This is a genomic window from Methanoregula sp. (assembly GCF_050010295.1).
In the GTDB taxonomy this organism is placed as follows: Archaea; Halobacteriota; Methanomicrobia; order Methanomicrobiales; family Methanospirillaceae; genus Methanoregula.
Genome location: NZ_JBEKLH010000007.1, coordinates 78,171 through 98,999, shown reverse-complemented (window position 1 = coordinate 98,999; position 20,829 = coordinate 78,171). Strand labels below are relative to the sequence as shown.

Annotated in this window: 18 protein-coding genes; 12 read left to right on the top strand and 6 right to left on the bottom strand. The window is 46.1% G+C overall.

The features are described from left to right. Positions 1-2: 2 nt before the first annotated feature. From ABSB80_RS09885 to ABSB80_RS09870, 4 genes are read right to left on the bottom strand one after another with little or no spacing between them, the layout of a single operon-like run. Positions 3-155: a 50S ribosomal protein L39e gene (locus ABSB80_RS09885; RefSeq protein ID WP_321506882.1), complete on the bottom strand. Its 153-nt coding sequence runs from the start codon at positions 153-155 to the stop codon at positions 3-5. Between the two features lie 17 nt (positions 156-172). Continuing rightward, positions 173-760, bottom strand: coding sequence for a DUF7411 family protein (locus tag ABSB80_RS09880; RefSeq protein WP_428370455.1), 588 nt, complete (start codon positions 758-760; stop codon positions 173-175). Then, on the bottom strand, positions 760-1,098 hold the full coding sequence (locus ABSB80_RS09875; RefSeq protein ID WP_428370454.1) for a DNA-binding protein: 339 nt from the start codon (positions 1,096-1,098) through the stop codon (positions 760-762). The genes ABSB80_RS09880 and ABSB80_RS09875 overlap by 1 nt, the downstream gene beginning before the upstream one ends. 9 nt (positions 1,099-1,107) lie before the next feature. Continuing rightward, positions 1,108-1,710, bottom strand: a complete 603-nt coding sequence (locus ABSB80_RS09870; RefSeq protein ID WP_428370453.1) for a 30S ribosomal protein S19e — start codon at positions 1,708-1,710, stop codon at positions 1,108-1,110. A 227-nt stretch (positions 1,711-1,937) separates the two neighbouring features. Between ABSB80_RS09870 and ABSB80_RS09865 the strand changes: the two genes are divergently transcribed. Beyond that, positions 1,938-3,197, top strand: coding sequence for a tyrosine-type recombinase/integrase (locus ABSB80_RS09865; protein ID WP_428370452.1), 1,260 nt, complete (start codon positions 1,938-1,940; stop codon positions 3,195-3,197). 22 nt (positions 3,198-3,219) lie between these two features. On the opposite strand, the gene ABSB80_RS09860 is transcribed toward ABSB80_RS09865, so the two are convergent. Further along, positions 3,220-4,209 carry a hypothetical protein gene (locus tag ABSB80_RS09860; protein WP_428370451.1) on the bottom strand — a complete coding sequence of 330 codons (990 nt, stop codon included), beginning with the start codon at positions 4,207-4,209 and terminating at the stop codon, positions 3,220-3,222. Between the two features lie 504 nt (positions 4,210-4,713). Between ABSB80_RS09860 and ABSB80_RS09855 the strand changes: the two genes are divergently transcribed. After that, positions 4,714-5,274: a hypothetical protein gene (locus ABSB80_RS09855; protein ID WP_428370450.1), complete on the top strand. Its 561-nt coding sequence runs from the start codon at positions 4,714-4,716 to the stop codon at positions 5,272-5,274. A 357-nt stretch (positions 5,275-5,631) separates the two neighbouring features. Beyond that, positions 5,632-6,090, top strand: a complete 459-nt coding sequence (locus ABSB80_RS09850) for a hypothetical protein (RefSeq protein ID WP_428370449.1) — start codon at positions 5,632-5,634, stop codon at positions 6,088-6,090. Positions 6,091-6,197: 107 nt separating this feature from the next. Here ABSB80_RS09850 and ABSB80_RS09845 read toward each other — a convergent pair whose 3' ends face one another. Next, positions 6,198-6,428, bottom strand: coding sequence for a hypothetical protein (locus ABSB80_RS09845; RefSeq protein WP_428370448.1), 231 nt, complete (start codon positions 6,426-6,428; stop codon positions 6,198-6,200). A gap of 489 nt (positions 6,429-6,917) precedes the next feature. Between ABSB80_RS09845 and ABSB80_RS09840 the strand changes: the two genes are divergently transcribed. The 9 genes from ABSB80_RS09840 to ABSB80_RS09800 all read left to right on the top strand — a co-directional run bounded on the left by ABSB80_RS09840 (position 6,918) and on the right by ABSB80_RS09800 (position 20,795). After that, complete coding sequence (locus ABSB80_RS09840; protein WP_428370447.1) at positions 6,918-7,751, top strand: hypothetical protein; 834 nt, start codon at positions 6,918-6,920, stop codon at positions 7,749-7,751. A 301-nt stretch (positions 7,752-8,052) separates the two neighbouring features. Next, a complete protein-coding gene (locus ABSB80_RS09835; protein ID WP_428370446.1) occupies positions 8,053-8,652 on the top strand; it encodes a hypothetical protein in 600 nt (199 codons plus the stop codon). Between the two features lie 468 nt (positions 8,653-9,120). Next, positions 9,121-10,968 carry a tetratricopeptide repeat protein gene (locus tag ABSB80_RS09830; RefSeq protein ID WP_428370445.1) on the top strand — a complete coding sequence of 616 codons (1,848 nt, stop codon included), beginning with the start codon at positions 9,121-9,123 and terminating at the stop codon, positions 10,966-10,968. 2 nt (positions 10,969-10,970) lie between these two features. Continuing rightward, a complete protein-coding gene (locus ABSB80_RS09825) occupies positions 10,971-12,065 on the top strand; it encodes a kinetochore Spc7 family protein (protein ID WP_428370444.1) in 1,095 nt (364 codons plus the stop codon). A 10-nt stretch (positions 12,066-12,075) separates the two neighbouring features. Further along, a complete protein-coding gene (locus tag ABSB80_RS09820; protein WP_428370443.1) occupies positions 12,076-14,850 on the top strand; it encodes a coiled-coil domain-containing protein in 2,775 nt (924 codons plus the stop codon). Then, complete coding sequence (locus ABSB80_RS09815) at positions 14,847-15,479, top strand: hypothetical protein (protein WP_428370442.1); 633 nt, start codon at positions 14,847-14,849, stop codon at positions 15,477-15,479. The genes ABSB80_RS09820 and ABSB80_RS09815 overlap by 4 nt, the downstream gene beginning before the upstream one ends. A 1,091-nt stretch (positions 15,480-16,570) precedes the next feature. Beyond that, complete coding sequence (locus ABSB80_RS09810) at positions 16,571-18,166, top strand: hypothetical protein (RefSeq protein WP_428370441.1); 1,596 nt, start codon at positions 16,571-16,573, stop codon at positions 18,164-18,166. Further along, positions 18,163-18,750, top strand: a complete 588-nt coding sequence (locus tag ABSB80_RS09805; RefSeq protein WP_428370440.1) for a hypothetical protein — start codon at positions 18,163-18,165, stop codon at positions 18,748-18,750. Before ABSB80_RS09810 ends, ABSB80_RS09805 begins: the two co-directional genes overlap by 4 nt. After that, entirely contained in the window at positions 18,747-20,795 is a 2,049-nt protein-coding gene (locus ABSB80_RS09800; RefSeq protein ID WP_428370439.1) for an ATP-binding protein, read from the top strand. The genes ABSB80_RS09805 and ABSB80_RS09800 overlap by 4 nt, the downstream gene beginning before the upstream one ends. Positions 20,796-20,829: the final 34 nt, after the last annotated feature.

Sequence of the window (20,829 nt, the reverse complement as noted above, 5' to 3'; positions counted from 1 at the left end):
GCTCACACCTTCAGCGTGCTCTTGCGCCAGTTGCGCCTTTTCGGGTGCGCAACCACCGAACGCTTGGTCCTGACCATAACCCACTGGGGCACGCGCCGGTTCTGGTCGCACGCCTTTGCAAGCCGGATTTTCCTGCCTTTGCTTAGTTTGCTCATCTTCTTCACCTTGGTAATTATCCTTTCCTGCCCACCACGAGCGATTGTTCGTGGTGCTTCGGGAACAGGGGAGCATAGTCCAGCCCGCGGGCCTGGAATGCCTCCCTGATCTCTGCTTCGTAATCGCCGTTCCGGATCGTCCCCGTTTCCCCGTACTCTACGACAAGAAACCGGTCTGCAAGCCGGTCGACTTCCGCCCTGACATAGCCGAGCAGGGGCCGCACGTACGAACACCCTGTCCTGCTGCCGAGGCTCTGGACCGCATCGCGGGTGAGCATCGGGACCCGGTCATCAAACCGTGTGCCATCCCCGACCACGTCATACTCGCCCGCAAGCGTTTCCACGGCGGCCTGGTGCACGCGGTTGATGGCATCGTTCGGATACCCCTTCTCCACGACCAGGTCCACCATTTCGTTCAGCAATCCTTTCTCAAATACTCGTTTCCTGTGGGGAAACCCCAGCGCTTCTGCCGCAGCCCCGACCTCCGGGATCCGGCGGGACGGGTCGAACACGAACGTGTTGAGTTCGACCTCATAATACGTACCCAGCATGATGGATGCAAGGGAACTGTCCTTTCCGCCGCTGTACAGCACTCCGGCTTTCATTATTTCCGTGTTATGGAGTAATCCCGTTTGGCGGGCGCGAGCTGCCTGAGCAGCTCCTTGAACTGTGCATCGGTGATCTTCTTCTGCAGCCGTCCGCTCTGTGCGAGCGCGATAAGCTGCTGCTCGACCGCGCCGGCGAAATCCGGCTTGGTGAGTTTGATGGTATTCAGGCGTTCCCGTGCATCCGGCTCGAGGATCTGCATGAGTATCATCTGGATCTGGGACTTCTGGCGCTTCTGGCGTTCGAGCTCTTCCTGCATTGACTGCTGATCGCCAGCCTGCTGCTGCAGCTGCGCCATCCTGCGTTTGCGGAGTTCGTTAAGCTCGTCGTCTCCCATACTGCTACCTCACTTGGGGGCTTCTGCCTTGTCGGCTTTCTTCTCGGCTTTCTTGGCTGCCGGCTTCTTCTCGGCCTTGGCACCCTCGGCGCCTTCGGCCGCCTTCTCGCCGCCCTTCTTCTTGCCTTCCTTCTTGCCGTCGGCCTTCCTGGGCTCCTCGGCAACCGGTTTGGCACGTTTCGGGACGGGCGGTGGCGGAGTCATCTTCACTTCCTGTGCCATGGCATCGAGGAAGGCCATACCGGCAGGCGAGACTTTCCGGCCGGTCTTGTCGTGGACAAGGAGCCCTGCTGCCTCCAGCTGCTGGACGGACTTGCGCAGGATCGACCCGCTGCCCTTGCGGAACGCGTTGGGCCTGGAGCCGCGGTTCTTGTTACCGCCGTAAAAGCTTCGCATCCTCTCGACACCCAGCGGGCCGTCGACATAGATGCGCCTCAACACTGCTGCTACCCGGATGAACCACCAGTCGGGGTCTTCCGGGGGCATCTCTTTGTGCACCCCGGTCTTTGCAAAGGCGGCCCAGGCGGGTGGAGTGATCTCCTTCCGCTTCTTGAGCTCCTCGGCAACCCTCCGGATGATGTGGTCAGCGGGGACATCGTATACTGTTGTCATCTACTACCTCACTGTTGAATAATGAAATAACAGTCTTATGTTATTTGTGAGGAAGGTTCTTATATATTTCCAAGGACAGAAAGATCGACGGATCGGGGAAAAATGTTGATCATCCTGATTCGATTCCGATGAACTCAACACAATCAAAGATATTTCTTTAAAAAAAGTTAGAGTATACTGTGTTATTTTGCGTAGGATTTATATTCTCATGACGCTGACGCTATACTATGGCAAAGAAAGCAGAAACCCAAAAAAGCAATGCTGGGAAGATTGCTGCTTTTGTTGCATCGTACAGTAACAAGAGCACAGGTAATGGTTACAAGAATGCTATCGAGTCATTTCTCCGATGTATGAACGGACTCCCGAAAAAAAACAATGATGGTAGTCGGGCAGTCTATGACTATGAAACCCTGTTCAACCAATACCTCAAAGATATGGATCGCAACCACGACGAGGACATGACGAAGTTCGCAAATTGCTTGAAGGAAGAGAGCGCGAGTCTCCTTTCAGCACGTCAGATAATGACGTTCGGCCGGCGGATCCTTGAGGACAATGGTGCAAAATTCAAGGGAAAGACAGTCCGGGATTTAAAGCGGGAGATGAAAGGCGGGGCCGGTACTGTTGACAAGGTTATGACAGCAAAGGTGATCGATTCGGCCCTTAAGGAACTAGATATAAAAGGACGAGCAATCGTCCTTACTCTCGCAAGTTCAGGAGCCCGGCTAAATGAAATTCTGTCCCTTAAACTCTCGGATGTAGACTTTGAAAGTAACCCGGTAAAACTCATCCTACGGAACACTAAGAATAAACAAATCCGTTTCAGTTTTATATCGAGTGAGGCGGCCCGATGTGTTCAAGCATGGCTCGAAAAGCGGGATGCATACATCAAAGGATCCTCAGGACGAAATGCCGGGCTTGTTCGCGCGGGTAAAAGTGCGAAGAAAGACCCCGATAGCGACCTTCTTTTCCCTGTCAGTGATAACGCCGTAAACGCGATGTGGGAGAATGCATTACGTCAGGCCGGCTTATACTCTGCGGATGAGCAGACCGGCCGCAACCAGTACCGGATTCATTCCTTCAGAAAATATTTCATCAGTCAATTAAGCATGGCAGGCCAAAAGACGCTTGCCGAGCACCTTTGCGGACACGAAGGTTATCTCGATAGCTCTTACCGCCGTATCGATGAAGAATCAGCTGGAAAGGCTTACCTCGCAGTTCAGCATGTCGTGACGATCGGCATACCTCCGGAGTTCCGAGAAACGGCAACAGAGCTGACCGGAAAACTCCAATTACAGGGCGAGAGTATCGAAGGACTCCGGGCAATGAATGAGAAACTTGCGGCACAGATAACAAAAATGCAGGATGAGATAGAATCGCTGAAAGAAAAGGAAACGCGCCGCACCAAGCTCCTGGAATATATCGATCAATATCCCGATCTCCTTCAGATTCTTAAAAAGGTTGTTTCCTCAGACGGAAATACCGACTAACTTTGATAGGTCCGAAAGAATATCACTTTTTGGCTGAGAACGCGCCCCAGACTGCTGCCAGTATTATTAAAAATTTCATGTGTTCAACCGAGAAAAATGGATTTTTAAGATATTTTCCCAACGTTACATTAGTTGCAGGATCCCAGAGAATTGAATCGATCTTTTCACCAATATGAGGCAACTGAATATGATCGATAGACATTCCCACGTATACGGATGCAAGACCAAATGCCTCAATACTTTTGAACATATCTCCCGGTACGTGATCGGTATCCTTCCAGGATTGCAATTGCTTCCGAACTTCGCTCAATTGATGGCGTACGAACGGATATTGATTCTGATTATCCTGAAGAGCAGTCTCAGCGATCTGAACGTACATCTTGGAGTTTATCTGTATGGCATAGAGCCCGGCCCGAATGAGCAGGCTTGGGATGTACATATGGTACATAACCGTTGGTGATTCTGATAGCGCTCGGTTATAGAGTTCCCGCAATGCCCTTTCATCAGTTTCTGATCTCGGGACACTCTTTAGGTCAGTACCGAGGATCGCATTGAACTCATCTAATAGTGGCGGAGATGAGTAGAGGTTCTGGACTAACTGGGGTTTTACAGTTTTATTGAAAAATTGGGTGTTGTACAATTTTACGACACTATCGCAATTGTCTTGCAGCCAATCTATAACGTCTGCAACAGGTTTCTTATCTACTCGTAAGGCCCCCCATACTTCCCGATCCGTCAATAAAGCAGGGAGGTGATCCAATGTATCTGGTGGAAACCAAATGGTGTCGAGGCCTGGTTCGTGCGTACCTTTGATGTAATGTTTTTCTTCGAGAGATTTGAGATGTCCTAGTACTCCTTTCGTCTCCCCGACACGATATTTTATCTTAAGATGCTCCTTGAGAACCGGTGTTTTAACTCCGTTTACATTGTTGTAAACATATTCGATGATTTTTAGTTTAATGAATCCGGGTGGATAGTGTTCCCCCCGTTCTCTTTTTTGAATGCGGCCCATTTCAGTGAGGAGTTCGCGCGACTGAAATATGAACTCTTTGATTCTCCAGATCCTTTGCCGTCGGGATTTCAAATTAGTTCAAACCCAAGGGGGTATGCTGATGATAAAATCGCAATGTCGCAGCAGTGAAATATTATTTATGCATGTCAGAAGCGAAGCATCCCCCTGTTCACGTTACAGACCGGGATACAATTGACTCTTTACCTCCGGTACTAAAAAAAGTTGCGCTTGAACTGGTAAGCCTTGGGAAAATTCGAATTGCCGAGGTTCCACAGGGGAAAACAACCCCGGCTAAACCCGATCGGAGGCAACGGAGATGACGGCCGATACCATTTTCCCGGGTATGCCTCTCCTTCTCACGAACGAACCCGTTCCTGCAATCTTCGCTTTTCAGGGGGTGATTACGATGTGAGCGGCCCGGCGAGCATCGCAGTTCACGTGCCACGCTCTCGGCGTGGCATCATCGTGTACCAATCTGGAATACCAATCTTATGGAGTTATGTTATGAGCGGAAACACTAAAGAATCCACGTCGGGCGAGCAAGATGTGCCCAAGACCCCAGCGGGGTCAACCTCTCCGGTTCATCAGGAGAGGATAGTACTGCAGGAGAACAACGATGGAGATCTTCATCTGACGTGCAGGCAGGATCCTGGTCACCCCGGTGAGTGGCGGTGCACACAAGTCCCCGGGCCGGTCGTGCCAAAAGCTGACAGTTCCGTGTCCATGCCTTCGGATGATACACTCCCTGGTAAGTCTAGTGAGGTGGGTTCAGGAACTCCTGCCAGCGATGGTGTTGAGGTCTGGAACCGGAGCAACGGTGAGACCCTGCGCGTCAAGCGAATCGAGCATGAAGGCAGTGTGCTCTTCCTGCCCATCGCTGCGACCCCGCAACCTCAGCCTGTAGATCCCCAGTCTCCCCCGGTGAAGACCACGAAGCAAGATCCTGCGGTCGGACGAACCCAGATGTCCCGGCGCGGGAGTGGAAGCAAAGCCTCCTGTAAACTGTCCGGGATGCGTCCTTCACCCCGTGCAAAGCAGAACGACCAAATCAGCGGAGGGCCATGAATGTTCCACCTTTTTTTTCATGGAGTGCAGGAAAATGACCGGTATAAATATTAGACTCCTGAAATCCCAGGATTATCAGATTGGTCGGGTCATGACCGTATTTGATCGTGAAGATCCGTGCCCTGCCATTATGATCTCACGTATGGGAGAGGTATGGACAACAAGGGCAATACGAGGCGTGTCTACGGTCATTGCCTCACTCACAAGGAGGCTGCGCAAAATCGCAATGTCCGAATATAGATTGCAATATGTCGATTCTTCTACAGATTGTCGTACGATTACAGTATCGATTGCTACTGTAGATTGCGCTATAGAATGTAATTTGCAGATCCGAGTTTGGAGTTCGGGAGCCCGATTATGACAAAAAAGATATTTCCATCACAGGAACGGTATCTGAAGAACAATCCCTCAGTAACCTTTCGACTGAAAAAAGATGAAAAGGAAAAACTAGATTCGATCATAAAGGAAACCGGCAAGCCCCTTTCGAAGTGGATGTCCGATTTTATCCTCAACAAACTTGCCCCGTATGAAGAAACTTCAAAACTGGTAAAAAAGATAACCGTGCTCGAAGCGCAGAAAAAAGAATTAGCGGGAGAAAGGAGATTCAACGTTCCATGTCCGGTTTGTGGAAAAACCATATTCTTTTCGTCGAAGGATTCTAACTGGAAGTCAGAAACATACCCAGAATTGATACGTACATTCAGCGAATGGCATCATGCTGATTGTAAACCCAGCAAATCGCCATCCCTTCCAACTACACCACTCTCTCAGGGAGAAAGGACCAGACCTACCCCACCAAGATTCCCACGGGTGTGACGATGCCAGCAGGAGTCCTCGTAGGTGGGGAAGTGCGATAAGGAGATCCCGAAGCAGCCGCAGCGGTCTGGCTTCGATAAAGGCCCAGAGTAAGGGAAGAGATGGATTTAATTCTCTTTATTTTCTTTCTTCTCTAATGCTTTAATCTCGCTTATCAGGCCATTAACAACGACGATCAAGGCAATCAAGGCAAAGAAAATCACTAAAATAAAAACGTATAACAACCTGACTTCAGTAGACCATGCAACAGGTAAAAAATTATTGACTGCAAGACATGCTAAAACCATCCCGATCGCGGCCCCTATCATTTTTATTGCCTTCCCCCAGTGATCAATCATTTTTCACCTGCACAAATATGGAATGCCACGCAAAGCCACTTTGATCAATATCCGCAATGTTCAGGTGTTTGAGTTCCTTGAGGGAAAGGTTGGTGAATCTTTTATGATTCCTGATGATCTGCCTTGCGTATTTCGTGGTTCTCGATACTGCCGTAAGCCATTGGGTATATGTCCGGTAATCTTTCGAAAAGATTTTACGAGTCATTTGCCGGTCTCAACCAACCGTATCAGGGCGAACCCGATTACCTCCGCTTGGGAGAATCCGTTCTTCTCTGCGTTCTCTTACAGTTTCGTTTTCAATCTCCGTGAGAAGATTATGACAATTCAGAAAGGATTTGTGCATTTTCTTATTCACCAAAAAATACTAGGGTCTTTAAGTTGATATTTTCAATAATACAAAAATTGATATATTAAATGATACCATATTCATTTGGAAATGATAGTCATTATTGGTAATTTGATATGAACATTGATACAGAAATAATCAACATGCTTGAATCTTCAGGGATGGTGAGGAGACGGGCACTTATTAAGAAGTTGACTGAATTACATCCTGATGAAAGAGGCTATACAATACCGACAATCAATAGACAAATCGCGCATTTGAGAAAACGTGGACTTATTCTTGCAATTAAAAATGATCAATTTGCAGATTATGGAATTGAAGATCCGGATGAAAACGCAGTATATTTAGTTTTAAAAAAGGCAGATGAACGTCGAGAATTCATCGATAGTATATTGCCATTGCTTGAATTAAAAGATGAAGGAGATATCATCGCAACATTGGATGAAATTGATCGGTATCGAGGGGAATATCATTTAAACTCTAACCAACTCAATCAAGTAATCTCTGCATTAAAGTCAAAAAACGTCAAAATTGTTGAAAAAACACTCTGGATTTTTTATTATTATATGAGTACTCTCAATGTCAATCCATCCGATATTGATTTGTTAAAAGAGAGTTTAAAAAAAGTCCTTTTCAGATTCTGTCGGGATAAGATCGTCAGCCCAAATATACATCATGGTGCACTCGTTCTTTTAGGGATTCTGAAAGATCCGGCGGTTGTTGATCAATTAATGTTTGATGCTCAGAATTTAGAGCGGTTAACACAAGTCTCTGGAAGATATCATGAACCTCTTCTTGCGGCTGCAATAGAAGCGCAAAGAGCACCCCTTTTTGAATTTGAACGCAAGTTACGAAAAACAAAATCCGATAAATCTGTTGAAAATTCCAAAATTGCGGACCTTATTTCTGAAATAAGATCTCAGGCCGCTTTTAGGGTATTATCTTCTCCGGATGAGAAATGGGGGCCACTGGTATGACCTTCCTTCTACAGAATGATCATGGTATCAATATGCACGTTGAAGGTGCGAAACTCTTCATCAAAGCTCTGATCGAGAGACTGAAGAAGAAGTCGAATTAATAACGTGTTTTTTTTGATGGGAAGCGAGGAGAAGGTGACCGATGCATCTACCTCATTACTGACTGTGACCTGCGGAGAGCCGAAAAATAGAACATAGCACTTCAAAGCGAGAATACGGATAAGAATTGGCAATTCTACTCATATCCTCTCGTAAAAGTTTATAGATACTATTTTATTTGCCTTTAGCTTTCTTGTTACAAATGGCTAAAAAATCAAGTTCATCATCACAAAATGAGAATTCTCTGATTGATTTAGCTGATGGAGCATTGAAAGAAATTTCGAAGTATGCTCAAAGTGAAAAAGAGGAAGACAAATTAATCGGCTATAACGTAATTTTGACGTTTTTAGTTCTTACCTTTTTAATGGCCGGATTTTTACTACCGGGAACTGCGGATATTTTCTCATCAATAATTTACCTCTTCGTTTCGGGGATTTTTGCCGCAATTTTATCTTACGGATATCTCCGGATAATCGAAATAATAACAAATCTTAGTTCGAAGAATTATTTCGCATTGAAGATTTCGATTACCCTTCTCTTTTTCGTAGTGAGTTTAAGCTTAATCGGATTTCTGTACCATATTAAAGAACTCTTAAACGGTGGATTTGCGTTATTGATCGTTCAAATTTTAGTTTTAACCGGTCTCGGCTACTATAAATATCCAATTAGAGGTCCTAACAATCAAGAATACAAAAAAGAAACTGACCATTGGGCGCTCGTAGGAAAAGTGTCAGATGTATGTGGAATAATTAACTTTGTCGTATGGATCGGTGCGATACTATTGAAAGCAATTGGACGATAATATTCGTGAAACTTGAGTGCCCTCGTCAAAAAATATTAGTCATAGGAGGTGGATCTCCTCAAAAATGAATCCATGATCTCAGCAAGTCCTACTTTGACCCGGTAATCTTAATATATGACTCCTTCTGAAGAAAAATGAGCAATTTGGTTAGGTATGGTATTCATGAAAAATTAAATGAAAACGTGGAATTCTGGAAATCCGTAATAATCCGGAGAGACAAATTTTAACAAATCTGATATAAGCTTGTTGACATTTTTTCACTCTTCCCCATCTTAAGTGTAACAGGGTTGGGAGATCAGTACCTTAACTTTGTTATCGTGAGTATATGACAATTATATATCAGAATTTTTACGAACCGAAACGATTTAGAAAACACTTTATATTATTATTAATATGATTTCTTCTTACGTCAGTAGAAAAAATGGAACATAACATTTTCATTGAGATTAAAATATGAGATGAAAAAAAATGGATTTTCTTACTAGTGATAAAATGAATTCTTATCTTAATCAATTGAATAACCTTCGGATTTATGTACTAAACGAAGAAGAAGGCTGTGAAATTTCAGATAATGATAGAGAAAACATCAAGAAACTAGTTTTTTCATTTTTAACTTCCTGTGAGTCGGGAATTGCATATAAAGATGGTCTAAAGTATACTGCATATCTCACCTTAAGATTCAATTTATTCTATGAAAATCTTCACTTTCAAAAAATAAAAAATGCGGAAGATCCTGAAATCCGAATAATTATCTGGCTGATATCTCAGAATTCGCAGAAATCCATAATCACCCTCATGGAGTCGGATATAAATTATTGTAATTCCCACCCGTTCTGGAACAGTCTCTTTATCGAGGGACTGAAACGCTGGCCGGAAACAAGTTCTATTCCCGCTGAAGTTCTTTTCCACTTTAATCCACTGGCAGATGATTACCGGTCCTATATTTTTCTCGCCCGGCTTTCTCTTGACATGGGAGGCATAACCCGGTCATCAGAATTTTTAAAACAGGGCATATCATCAGCGGATAAAACCACGTTATTTCGCTATGAGTCAATCCGTGAATTACGGGAACATGGATTAAAAGAAGAATCAGAAATTCTGATAAAAGAGGCATTGCTTTCGACTTGGGATGGACAAGATGCTGATGAATTTATCAACATCTGCGCAATTGCACGAGAACAGGGTCTCTATGATGAAACGTTCGGGTCAACTCTGCGTTTCCTAGAAACGGCGAACGGAAATCTATCCGAAGAACAACAATTCTCTTTAGACATTATTCTTCTCGAAGAATTTTTCAAACAAGGTATGTCGGGATATTATGCCGGCATCCAGTTGTACAGGAAATACCGTTCAAAAATTCTCGAAAAGGGTGAAATTCCGTCGTTTTTCCCGTATCTTGTTATCGCAGCACAAAAAATTGGTTGTTCCGAAATTATCAGGGATGTTGCAGAACGTTGTAAGGACTTTGAACTGCCAGAAAATCCTGAATGGTGGCGGTTAAAGGCAGAAATTTTTGAATTTTCCCGTGCTTGGGAAGATGCTTATTCGTACTGGCAGAAACTTCTGGAGCAAAATCCAAAAAACAGCGAAATTATTTTCCGGATAATCGAGAACCGGCTTGTCTGTTATGATGAGAACAGTGCCGACAGGTTTGTAAAAAAACTAACTGACTTAAAAGATCCACAACTCCGGATTCCAACCCTGTCATATCAGGTCCTGGCAAATACCTCATCTCCGACCCAGGTTATTGAAATCACCCGGAAAAACAAGGATATTTTCACCAAGCAAAACCCGTTATTTGAACGAGTCCTGCTGGCGTATTCGGAAGCACTCTGCACACAATATGAATGGGCAGAACTTGAGAGGATAACTGATTTGAAAGGATCCCTAGGGTTCCGGTGGAAAAAATTCTTTGTAGACCTTGCAAAAATTATGAATTTTGTTCATCCAGCGGAAACCCAGCGCCCGTCTGACAGGAACGCGGATGATATACTATCTCTCTCACGTGATTTGATCAGTTCCCCGATCTCAACAGACCAGATCCTGATCCTGCTCAATGTTGATATCGTTGATAAGATCAGAAAAGCAGTGTTAAAAAGCGATCGGAATTTTTCACCCCTTATTGAGGAATTGTCAGAGGAAATGGAATTACGTGTTGCACTTGAAGTTGAATCACTCATTATGAAACTTGAAGAGAGAAAAGTAAACACACAGGACTATCGGAAACGGTTACGGGAAATGACTCTTGGGCTTGGGTCCCGCCAGCTATTGGAAGATCTCGAACGTGAATATCGATCAATGGGAGTGGGCGTATAATCATGGCAGAAGAAGCGACAATTGTCTTTGGTATTGGAATTGTGGCAATAATTGTACTGTTAGTCTACCTTTCTTTCAGGCTGGAGAAACAGCTTTCCAGAGTCTCGACTGCGTTTGTTGACAGTGCCAGCCAGAACGCGTCAGCATTAGGAACAAATGCGGAGAGTGTTGGAAACCACATTGACAAAATAACATCAGCCTATCTTCAGACTGCTGACAGGCAGAACCAGAAGATGGAAGCATCGCAGCGGGTGCTTGAGGAGATAGGGCAGAACTACCAGAACATCCTTTCGGACCTTAATGTTTCTGTCCGCGAATTGGCCACGGCACTTAATACAATTCAGGATTTCGAAGGGCTGAAAACCTGGGGTAAGAATCTCGAGGATGCTGCCGAACCTCTTCGGACAATATCTTCAAATATCGCTCAAATTGAAGAGACAAATAAAGCAAATGTCAAAGGAATGGAATCCCTTCTGGCCCGGTGGTCGCAACATCATGAACTGGTTGAGAAAACGTACCAGGATGCAACAGAGAATCTCAACCAGTGGACTGTTGCCCAGTCATTATCGTCACAGCAGAGCAACCAGGAATTCAGGACAAAGCTCAATGAAATCAGTGGATTTTACCAGGAGTCGACAACAACTCTGAAGGGCCTGGACCGGGTCATTGAAAATGAAAGAAAACTCCACGACGAGCTCCAGTCAACATTGCCTTCCATTCTTGCGAGATTAAATGACCTCACGGCAACACTTCAGGAGACCCAGCGCAAGCAGACAGAATTCGCGTCAACTCTTCAGGATATCGGGAGACCAATGACCGAGATAACTGAAAATACCCGGACTCACGTGAACCAGATAATGCAGAATATAGAAGAGCAGACCAGGCACCAGACCCACATACAGAATGAACTCTCTGAAGCATTGCACCAGTCGAGCCATGAAACAAAAGAGGCAAACAAGGAGATGTTAAACGGTATCCTCCAATTCGAAGAACGGCTCCAGAACGTCCTTCCCACAAGAACGCTGTATTATGCCCAGCTGGGTCTGCTGGTTGTTATTGCGATTGGAATTGTTGCAGTGGCTGTGCTCAAACACTGATGAATGTTGTATGGGAATTACATTTGGTGATGTAAGTAAAGTGCTGTACGACTGCACGAGTGATGATTCCGTTCGTATCCAGAACCTTGACAGGATTATCTCGGATTACCCGGACGATCCCTCCCTGCCGGACATTATTATCGTTGCCATGATGGAGGGGTCTCCGTGTATTGCAGCCCACGCAAGAGCATCCTTTACAACGCTTGTAACCGGGGCGAACTCCAAAAAAAAGGAGATATACCTCACAAAAGCGCTGGGAAAATTATTTGCCCTAGAGAGGGAGTGCGAAAATTTCTCCGATGCATTTCTGGCCCTTGCACAGGTAATTTTTGAAGGGCGGCACGAGTGGCCACACCACTATATACGGTTTATCCAGGAATCGTACAAACGATTACAGTTACAACTGCCTGATCAAGCTGCACAGACGATACAGAGATTTCTTGAAGATATTCCACATCGATCACATGATGATTTCAAACCGGTAATCGGGAGGCTCCGGGACAGGAGGCTGAAAAAGAACCTTGTTAGTCTTTCCATCCCCACTTCAACAATCCTTTCCACCCTTGAGATATTTCATGGTCGCAGACTTGAGGACCTGACACTGGAAGAGCTGGTTGCTCACCTGCATCCAGTGAAACACAGTTACAATACTGACATTATCAACCATGTGTTACAAAATCTCCAGAGATGGGTCGGAGAGTTCCCGCTTCACCGCGAGAATAACGAGCTTCTGGAAATCCTGATCCAATTCCGCAATCTGGAAAACGAGGTTTTTCCTGACATTGACCCTGCATTACGAAACCAGTTGATTATCACGTACCTTTTCCCCCAGGAACTTTTCGATCTTCTCGTCCTTTTTGAAGATGAGGAGTATTACCCGGGAATCATTGAGACGATTTTCCGGACATTCCACCAAGTCCCCGGTTCCCGCGATCTTGCGCCCGTAGTCTGTACGTTTATCCGGAAATATCATTTAAAAGAAGAAACCCGGCTTGCGGCTGTAGATTTCCTTTCAGGGATGCTTACCTGCCACGTCGAGTATCCCTGCACCAGCATCCGAAGAACAACAGATCATTATCGCCGGATATTCCAGGTTGAGCGTGAGCTTCTCCCCGATCGTGAGATCCGTTCCACATTACACACGTTGGCGTATCGTAGGGATGTGCCCCCGCTTGTCCGCAGGCATGCTTTTCATTCACTACTCCGGTCAAGGCCACCTGATCTACTGGAACTTCTTCGCGAGGGGAGGTATGATGACATCTCTGATGCCCCGTTACTCCAGGCAAAACTGGACGCCACATCAGAAATAAAAGTACTGGATTATACGGATATCATCAGGAATATATGGGAGTCTCCTCAGGGAGCAGTCATACGGCCTGACATTATCGGGGTCCTTACCAGTCTCGGCCACCGCGAAATTGTGAATATTCTCCTTCCGGCATCGTTTGATAATTCAGACAAAAATATTGCACAACAGGCGACGGAAGCTCTTCAGAATACTGGATATTCTGCAGAAATTGAACGTGAGGGAGACAGGTTGCATCTCCTGGATCTGTCAGCAGAACAGGAGCGGGCGATAAGGAGGTTATCAGACTTGTCTGAAGACCTCAAAGCATTATATTCAGATATCCATGACATGAATGCCGACTTCCTGAACAGTCGGGCAATATCCGTAAGCATTTTGAGTCAGTTATTGCACTCTGATATCTGGCTGAGGGCAAAAGGTTCCGAAACTGCGTTAAAGCTTGCAGTTGAATTCCGGATTCTCCGTGAAATCAGTGAAAGGATTGCCCCGCTTGAACGTGAAATCCGGGCATTTATTACTCTTATAAATGCTCAGATTGTTATTGCAAATCAATTACTCGGCCAGATATTACGGGTAGAGAGAGAAATGGATGAATGTGAGCGGGGGATACGAGAATGTGAGTCGGAGATTGCTTCCTGTGACAGCCAGATCCGGAGCGCCGAGAACAGAGCATCGTATGCAGCGTCCCGTGCTCGATCCCTCAGCCCCCCATACCAAAGCGGAAATACACAAAGCGACCGAGATGCATACGAATCGGCATACCGGAGTTACCAGAACGAAGTCTGGAGATGTAACCAGGAGGCCCAGAGTGCAGAGGCTGAAGCGAGTGCAGCACGGAGCAGGAGAGCGAGTGCGGAGAGTCAATTAAGTAATTACCGATGGCGCCTATCCCGGGCAGAATCCGAGTATCACTCTCTCGGGACCCAACTGGCAGCGGTCGAGGGCCAGATCGCCGGGCTTACTATACGTCTCAATGGTTTACGCAGGCAACTGGCAGATCTGCAGCAGCAGTTCCGGGCTTGCGAGGCACGAATCATTTCTATCCAGCAGGCCTTTGAAAAATTATCTGAGAAGACACAGAACGAACAAAACAGCCTGTCATCCCGCCGCCGGGAGCTTGCGGAGCAGCAGACGTCTCTCAGTCGTCAATTAACACAAACATACACCCGTTGTAATAAGATCGCGAAGATGATACCACTGGCAAAACAGGAAATCAGTGCTATTGAAAACCGTATAAACGTGGGAAAACAAAAATTTGATAAGACTGCCATCCGTGTTCTCCACGAGACATTTGTTGCTGATGAAGCAGCGGTAGCAAACAGTAACACCTTAAGGAGGAATCAGGAAACCGAGGATGCCCAATACTGGAGAATTGACTGGACTATCCGGAACACACTCAAATCCCTGCCGTTTAAGGAACAGTATGGCATGACTATCGACAGCATGGCCACGGATATCAAACGGAGGAAAAAACTATGAGACGGGACCTCAGCACACGGGCACGAGGCGTCCTTTCCCAACTCCAGCAGATGGAAAGGGATTCAAACGGATTACTCGGCGAGTGCCAGACCCTTCGGGAAGGAATCGAATCTGCCCAGGAGAGCATAAAACAAACCTGGACGGATATAGACCGTGCTGTCGATGAGAGCGGCCAGGTCCTGCGGACAAACCGTGAGGAACATGAACGCGTACTGAAAGAACGGGAAGTGTTCCTGGCCACAGAGGCAGCCCGCCTGCCAGATGTAAACGATCCCAATCTCGTAACCGGGCACCTTGCGGTCACTCCTTCACTTTCAGAAGTACTTCCCTCCCACCGTGAATCACGCGCAGGTGAAATTTTTGCCCAGGTCAGGGACAAAAACGACATCCCCGTGGGGAACCTGGAACTCACGGTGCCTTATTACGAAGAAGAATGGTGGAAGAAAGAGAGCGAAAAGAGTGGGTTTGTTCTTACAGAAGAGGTATTCTCAGAGGAAAAACTGAAATCTGCGACTACCGGTATCCCGTCAACCGTGCTTCCTGAAAAGGAGACTGCAAAACTCCGGAAAGAAAAAGAAGGCGATCAGGCACAAAGCAGATCGAAACTTCGGAATGGCGATGAGAAATGACGATAAGCTCCTCAATTCCTGCCCTTACAATTTCACATTCCGTAAGTGCAATTATGGCGCCGGATACTTCAGAGCAGGAGAAAAATGCGGCATTTGACACCCTTTACCACGACCTGTCCTCAGATATCGGATCCTGCCAGGTGCTGCTTCTCACCCTCCAGAGCCCCTCCGGATCAATCCGCAGTCGTTCTGTTAAAGCAATTACAGAAAAAATACAGAATATAAAAACGACAGAGGACCGGTACGAATGGCTGGACCAGCTCATCCTCTCATTTTTTACCCGGCGTGACCATGCGCCCGAGGATTGTGAACTCTTTCTCTTGATGGAACGGATGGTCCGCCAGTACCGGCACGAGATGCCCCATGTTTTTCTCCGGTTAAGCCAGGAAATCCGTAGGGGTATCCGTGGAAAAAGTTCCCCTGCCCTGTACAAGGCGCTCCCTAATTTTCATGAGGAGGCATGCAGGGAGACTGCATTCCGATCCGCAACCACCTTAAAACGCATCAATGACACGCGGATCCGGAAAGTCCTCCTCTCAAAAGAGATAAACCCCCTTGACCTTGCCGGGACTCTTGAATCAATACACACCCGGCCTCTGGGTGAAACCGATTTTGAGATCATCGCGTATCACCTTGCAGCAATATCAGGGAGTCATGATTTTACCTCAATTAAGGCAGCGCTCAAGAACCTTGACCACTGGGGTCAGAAATTCGGTGGGCAGGACCTCTTTGATTTCCCCCGGTTCCTTGAGATACTGCAGCACTATCGGAGCGGAACCGCATCGCTCCCCCCGGATGTCCAGAACCAGATCGGTATGCAGATCTTCCTTACCGGCTCCCTCTTTGACAATATCAAAAAGAATACCGGTTCAGTTCGCTACCAGGATACGATCCCGGAATTTTTACATGCGTTAAGCCACATGGGAAATACCCGTGAATATATCGAATCCCTCTGTAATCTCCTGAAAACACCGGATCTTCCCAAGGCTGTTTTCCACCCGGCACTTGAACTGCTCGGAAAAATACTCACCAGTCTTAACAAAAACAGGACAACGGACGAAAAAACCAGCCGGTTAATCTACACGGATGATGTGTTTTCAGCCGATGAGAGGATCCGAAAGACCATAATTTCCCTGATGTATCGTCCAGGTGTACCGCAGGACATCCGGAATTCAGCACTTTACCTTTTCATTGCATCCCGTCCAAACAATCTGAATGAAGAACTCCAGAAAATTTTTAATTCCCTTAATACTGATGACCCCCTCCTGACCGTTGGGCTGGAAACTCTTGCCAGTCTCCACTATATCCAGGCTCTTGATAGCGTGAAGTCCGTTATCCGGACCACGCGCACGAGGGGCGGGAAGGCCGATTATGGCGTGAAAGCCCTCGAAAAATTTGGGCATTCCGATGCTGCAACCGAACTTGTCTCCTTCATGGACGGGGCAGACAATGAATTACAGAAATCGTCACGGGAGTCCCTGTTCCGTTCGGGATATTCAGAGAATGTCCGCTACATTGAAACCGGCCGTTTGATAAAAACCCTTTATCATCTCCTCACGGAGATCAAGGAAGACATCATTAAGGGGGAAAACCAGCTCAGGGAAGTTAATTTTAAGATATGCATTGAAGAGTGCGCTTACCGGCACATGGAATATACTACCAACCGCTACTTCCTAGATCGTGAAATCTCCTATAGTGAAATGAATACGTCGCTGATGTCAGAGGAAGAACAAAAAATTATCCAGAAAATCGGTCTTGATGCAATCTTTAATGCCGCCAGATCCTTTGAACCTGAACTCCAGGGATCCCTGAGACAATATACCAACCGTGATGATGCGGACCAGATGTATGCAACTCTCTATTCTGAAATTCTATCTCAGAATAATCACTTGGAAGAGGCCCTGAAAACACCACAGGACACCATGAAAAAAATCACTGCAGAGATCCAGGAGATCCAGAAAAATCACCCGTCTCCGCCAGCCAGTGATGCCCCTGACCGGGAAAAAATGGTAAAAGACTACGAGTCAGAACTAAAAGAACGCGAATACACAATGGATATCCTGAATAAGGAATTCCAGACCTATGCTTCAGAAATGAAGACCTGGGAAACGCGGGTCAACCATGTATCATCAGATATCAGGATGGTCATGAACCGGGTGAGAGTCGACCGGGTACATTCGTATCTACCTCCCGTTAATAATACAGAAACTGCAATCCATGAAATCCAACAGGGCATACTGCGGATAGATTCAATCGAGTACCGCCAGAGAGATCTTCGAAACCGCATCCAAAAAGCAATTGATGAGGCAAATCACACCATGCAAAGCCTCCGGAATCAGACAAAAAAGCACCGGGATCGTATTGTTGAACTTGCTGCACAAAGAGCAACGATAAAAAAGGATATTGAAGACTCTCATATTGCATCCCAAAAACTCCAGCAGAGCCTCAATGAAGAGAAAAAGAACTTAGATCTGCTCCAGACCCGGAGAGAACGTCAGAATTCAATATCCGATAATATAGCACGACAGAGAGCAGAGTTCTGGTCAGATAAAAAAAGGCTGGAAGATGAAGCAAAGCGATACCTAGAATGCACTGTTGAACGGGTTGTCGAAGAAAAGTTTAATCCGGAATACCAGGAAACCCTTGAATTTTTCCGCAAACGACTTGAGAAGAGTGGATTGAAATGAGTGGAATTAAAGTGACCTATCGCAGTCGGGTCCCGGGTTACACGGATGATATTCATGCCGCAACCCAGGCCCGCATTCATGCATTACAAAATACCATGAAATCGGTCTTTGATGGAATGAACAATCAAAGACTCTCAAATGATTTGAAAGAGGTTTCGAAAAAGCAGGAGGAACAAAAGCGCCTTCAGGATGAGATCGATCTCTTGCAAACACAGCAAGCGGAGTACGCTTTTGCAAGCATTGTATCTTTGGAAAAGCAGGGATATCAGATCAAGGAGACCTTTACTGAAGGGGACATGAAAGTAGTATTCGAAAAGATCGATGACCCCAAAAATAATCTGGTATTAACCGTAAAACCCCAGGATTCTGAAGGGAATTCGTGGCAGGAAGAGCTTGAAATGAGTTCGATCTCCGAAGACAAGTGCTTTGATATTGTTGACATCTACGATCTCGATATGAAGGAACATGGGTTCACAAAAGAAAAACGGGAGATAATCCGACCCCACGTTCCTCACGGGAAAGAACGGGAAAAACCCGGCTCACAAGCCAGCCAGCGCAAAAAGATCGGAGGAAACGTCAAATGACCTCTGATGAGTTTAAAACGAATATTACTAATTTACCCGATTGTGCGCAAAATTTTCTCATATCACTAGACAGTCGTCTGAATATTTCTGAACCTTCATTATTCGAGAGAAATTTTCCGGACGGGCGATATCCCCACTGGATGCGTTCAGGTCATGGTGAACGTAATTCAAAAGTACCAAAATGGATTGACAGTTTTTTTTCCCATAGCGACAAGCAACTCCAGAAGCTCTGGATCGAACACGGGTTTTTAAAAGAAGATCCAACATGGCTCCAGAAACTTCTTGAACTGGAATCTGCACGGGTTTCCCGCGTTTTCACCGTCACCGGAAATATTAACGATTATTGTTTTGATCCTGATGAAGGATATATGCCCGTAATAGATCGCCTGGAGAAGAGCGCAGTCACCAGAAAAGACTGGGTAATCCGGTACAGCCTTTCCAACAGGTTTTCAGTAAAATCGGCCTGTTCAAATACAATCCAGGATGATGATACTGCAAATAATCCTCTCACTGAAAACAGCGTGTGTTTGGATCCGAAACCCAACCTTCTTGAGACCCTGAGAGAAGATTTCCAGGGAATGGAAAGACTCCTCCGGAGGAATTATAATGGGGGGATTTGTATCATTTTTGAAAACCTCCATATGGTTCTTCCACCGGAGAGCAGGGATGTTGAGAGAAATGTCCTTACTGATGCAATACTCCGGTGGGCCCAGGCGCCATGGATGTATCAGAGTAAGAACCTAGTTATCCTTTTGGCCGAATCGTCGGATGCACTGAATAGTGAACTTCGTACCCGGGGGAGCCAGGTAGAATCAATTGAGATACCCCGGCCAGACAGTGCAGCGGATCGATTAAAATTCTTAACATCGGTATTCAGTGGATCCCGTGTCACACCTATGTTAAAAATCCGCCTAGATCATACAATAAGGCCCCGGTTTTCTGAATCTGAATTCGGCAATGAAGTATCCACACAACTTATGCGACTCGCTGACCGGACATCAGGACTGAATTATGTCGGTCTGGAAAACCTGATTCTTCATGTGAATATTCTCGACGACAGGACATTAACAGGAGATTTTATCAAAGACCAGAAACGTGAAATCCTTATACAGGAAAGTTCCGGATTGCTTGTCGTCACCGAACCGGAATCAAATTCAGAATCCCGCAGTAATGCATTCAAACAGGTTGGCGGATTAAAGAAAATCACCGACCGGCTCCTCATGATCAGTCAGATGATGGATACAAAAGCAGGTTCAACCCCCATTCGTCATGTAATTCCGAAGGGATTGCTCTTTCTCGGGCCACCCGGTACAGGAAAAACACTTGTTGCGAGATCTTTTGCATCTGCCTGCGGTATTAATTTTGCAGAACTTGGCGACCTGCGGGATATGTGGGTCGGCCAGTCGGAACGGAACCTTTCCCGCGTACTGAGTCTTATTCGATCGTTACGACCGGTAGTAGTCTTCATTGATGAAATTGATCAAAGCGAAGGGAGCCGTGGGGAATCAGGGGATAGCGGGGTGGGAAAACGGATTTTCTCAAAACTGCTCCAGTTTATGTCAGATCCTGAACTCGAAGGTGAGGTATTATGGATCGGGGCAAGCAACAGACCTGATTTAATTGATTCCGCGTTAAAACGTGCAGGACGATTTGATCTGGTAATCCCCTTCTTCCTTCCAGAACCAGAAGCCCGAAAACAGATCTTTGCGATTCAGTTCCGTCGCCGTCACGTTGAAGTAGATTTGTCTGAAAACGACTGGGAAAAAATTATGGAGTGGTCGGAAGGATTTACTGGTGCGGAAATTGAAGCCCTTGTTAAAGAGTCAACATTCAGGAAGATTGTCAATAACCCGGGCAATCTGTCACCAACTATGACCCTTGTAGACATTAAAGTAGGATTTGATGTGTACCGGCCGCCGGCAAACCGTGATGACTATGAAAAAATGATCCTGCTGGCGGTACGGGAAGTCACCTTCCTCGATATGTTGCCGGAAAAGTATCGGAAAATCCGCGAGGAGATGAAATTTTCAGGACCGAGTCACTGATTTCCGGTAACATGATGCCAGGGAACAAAGCGGT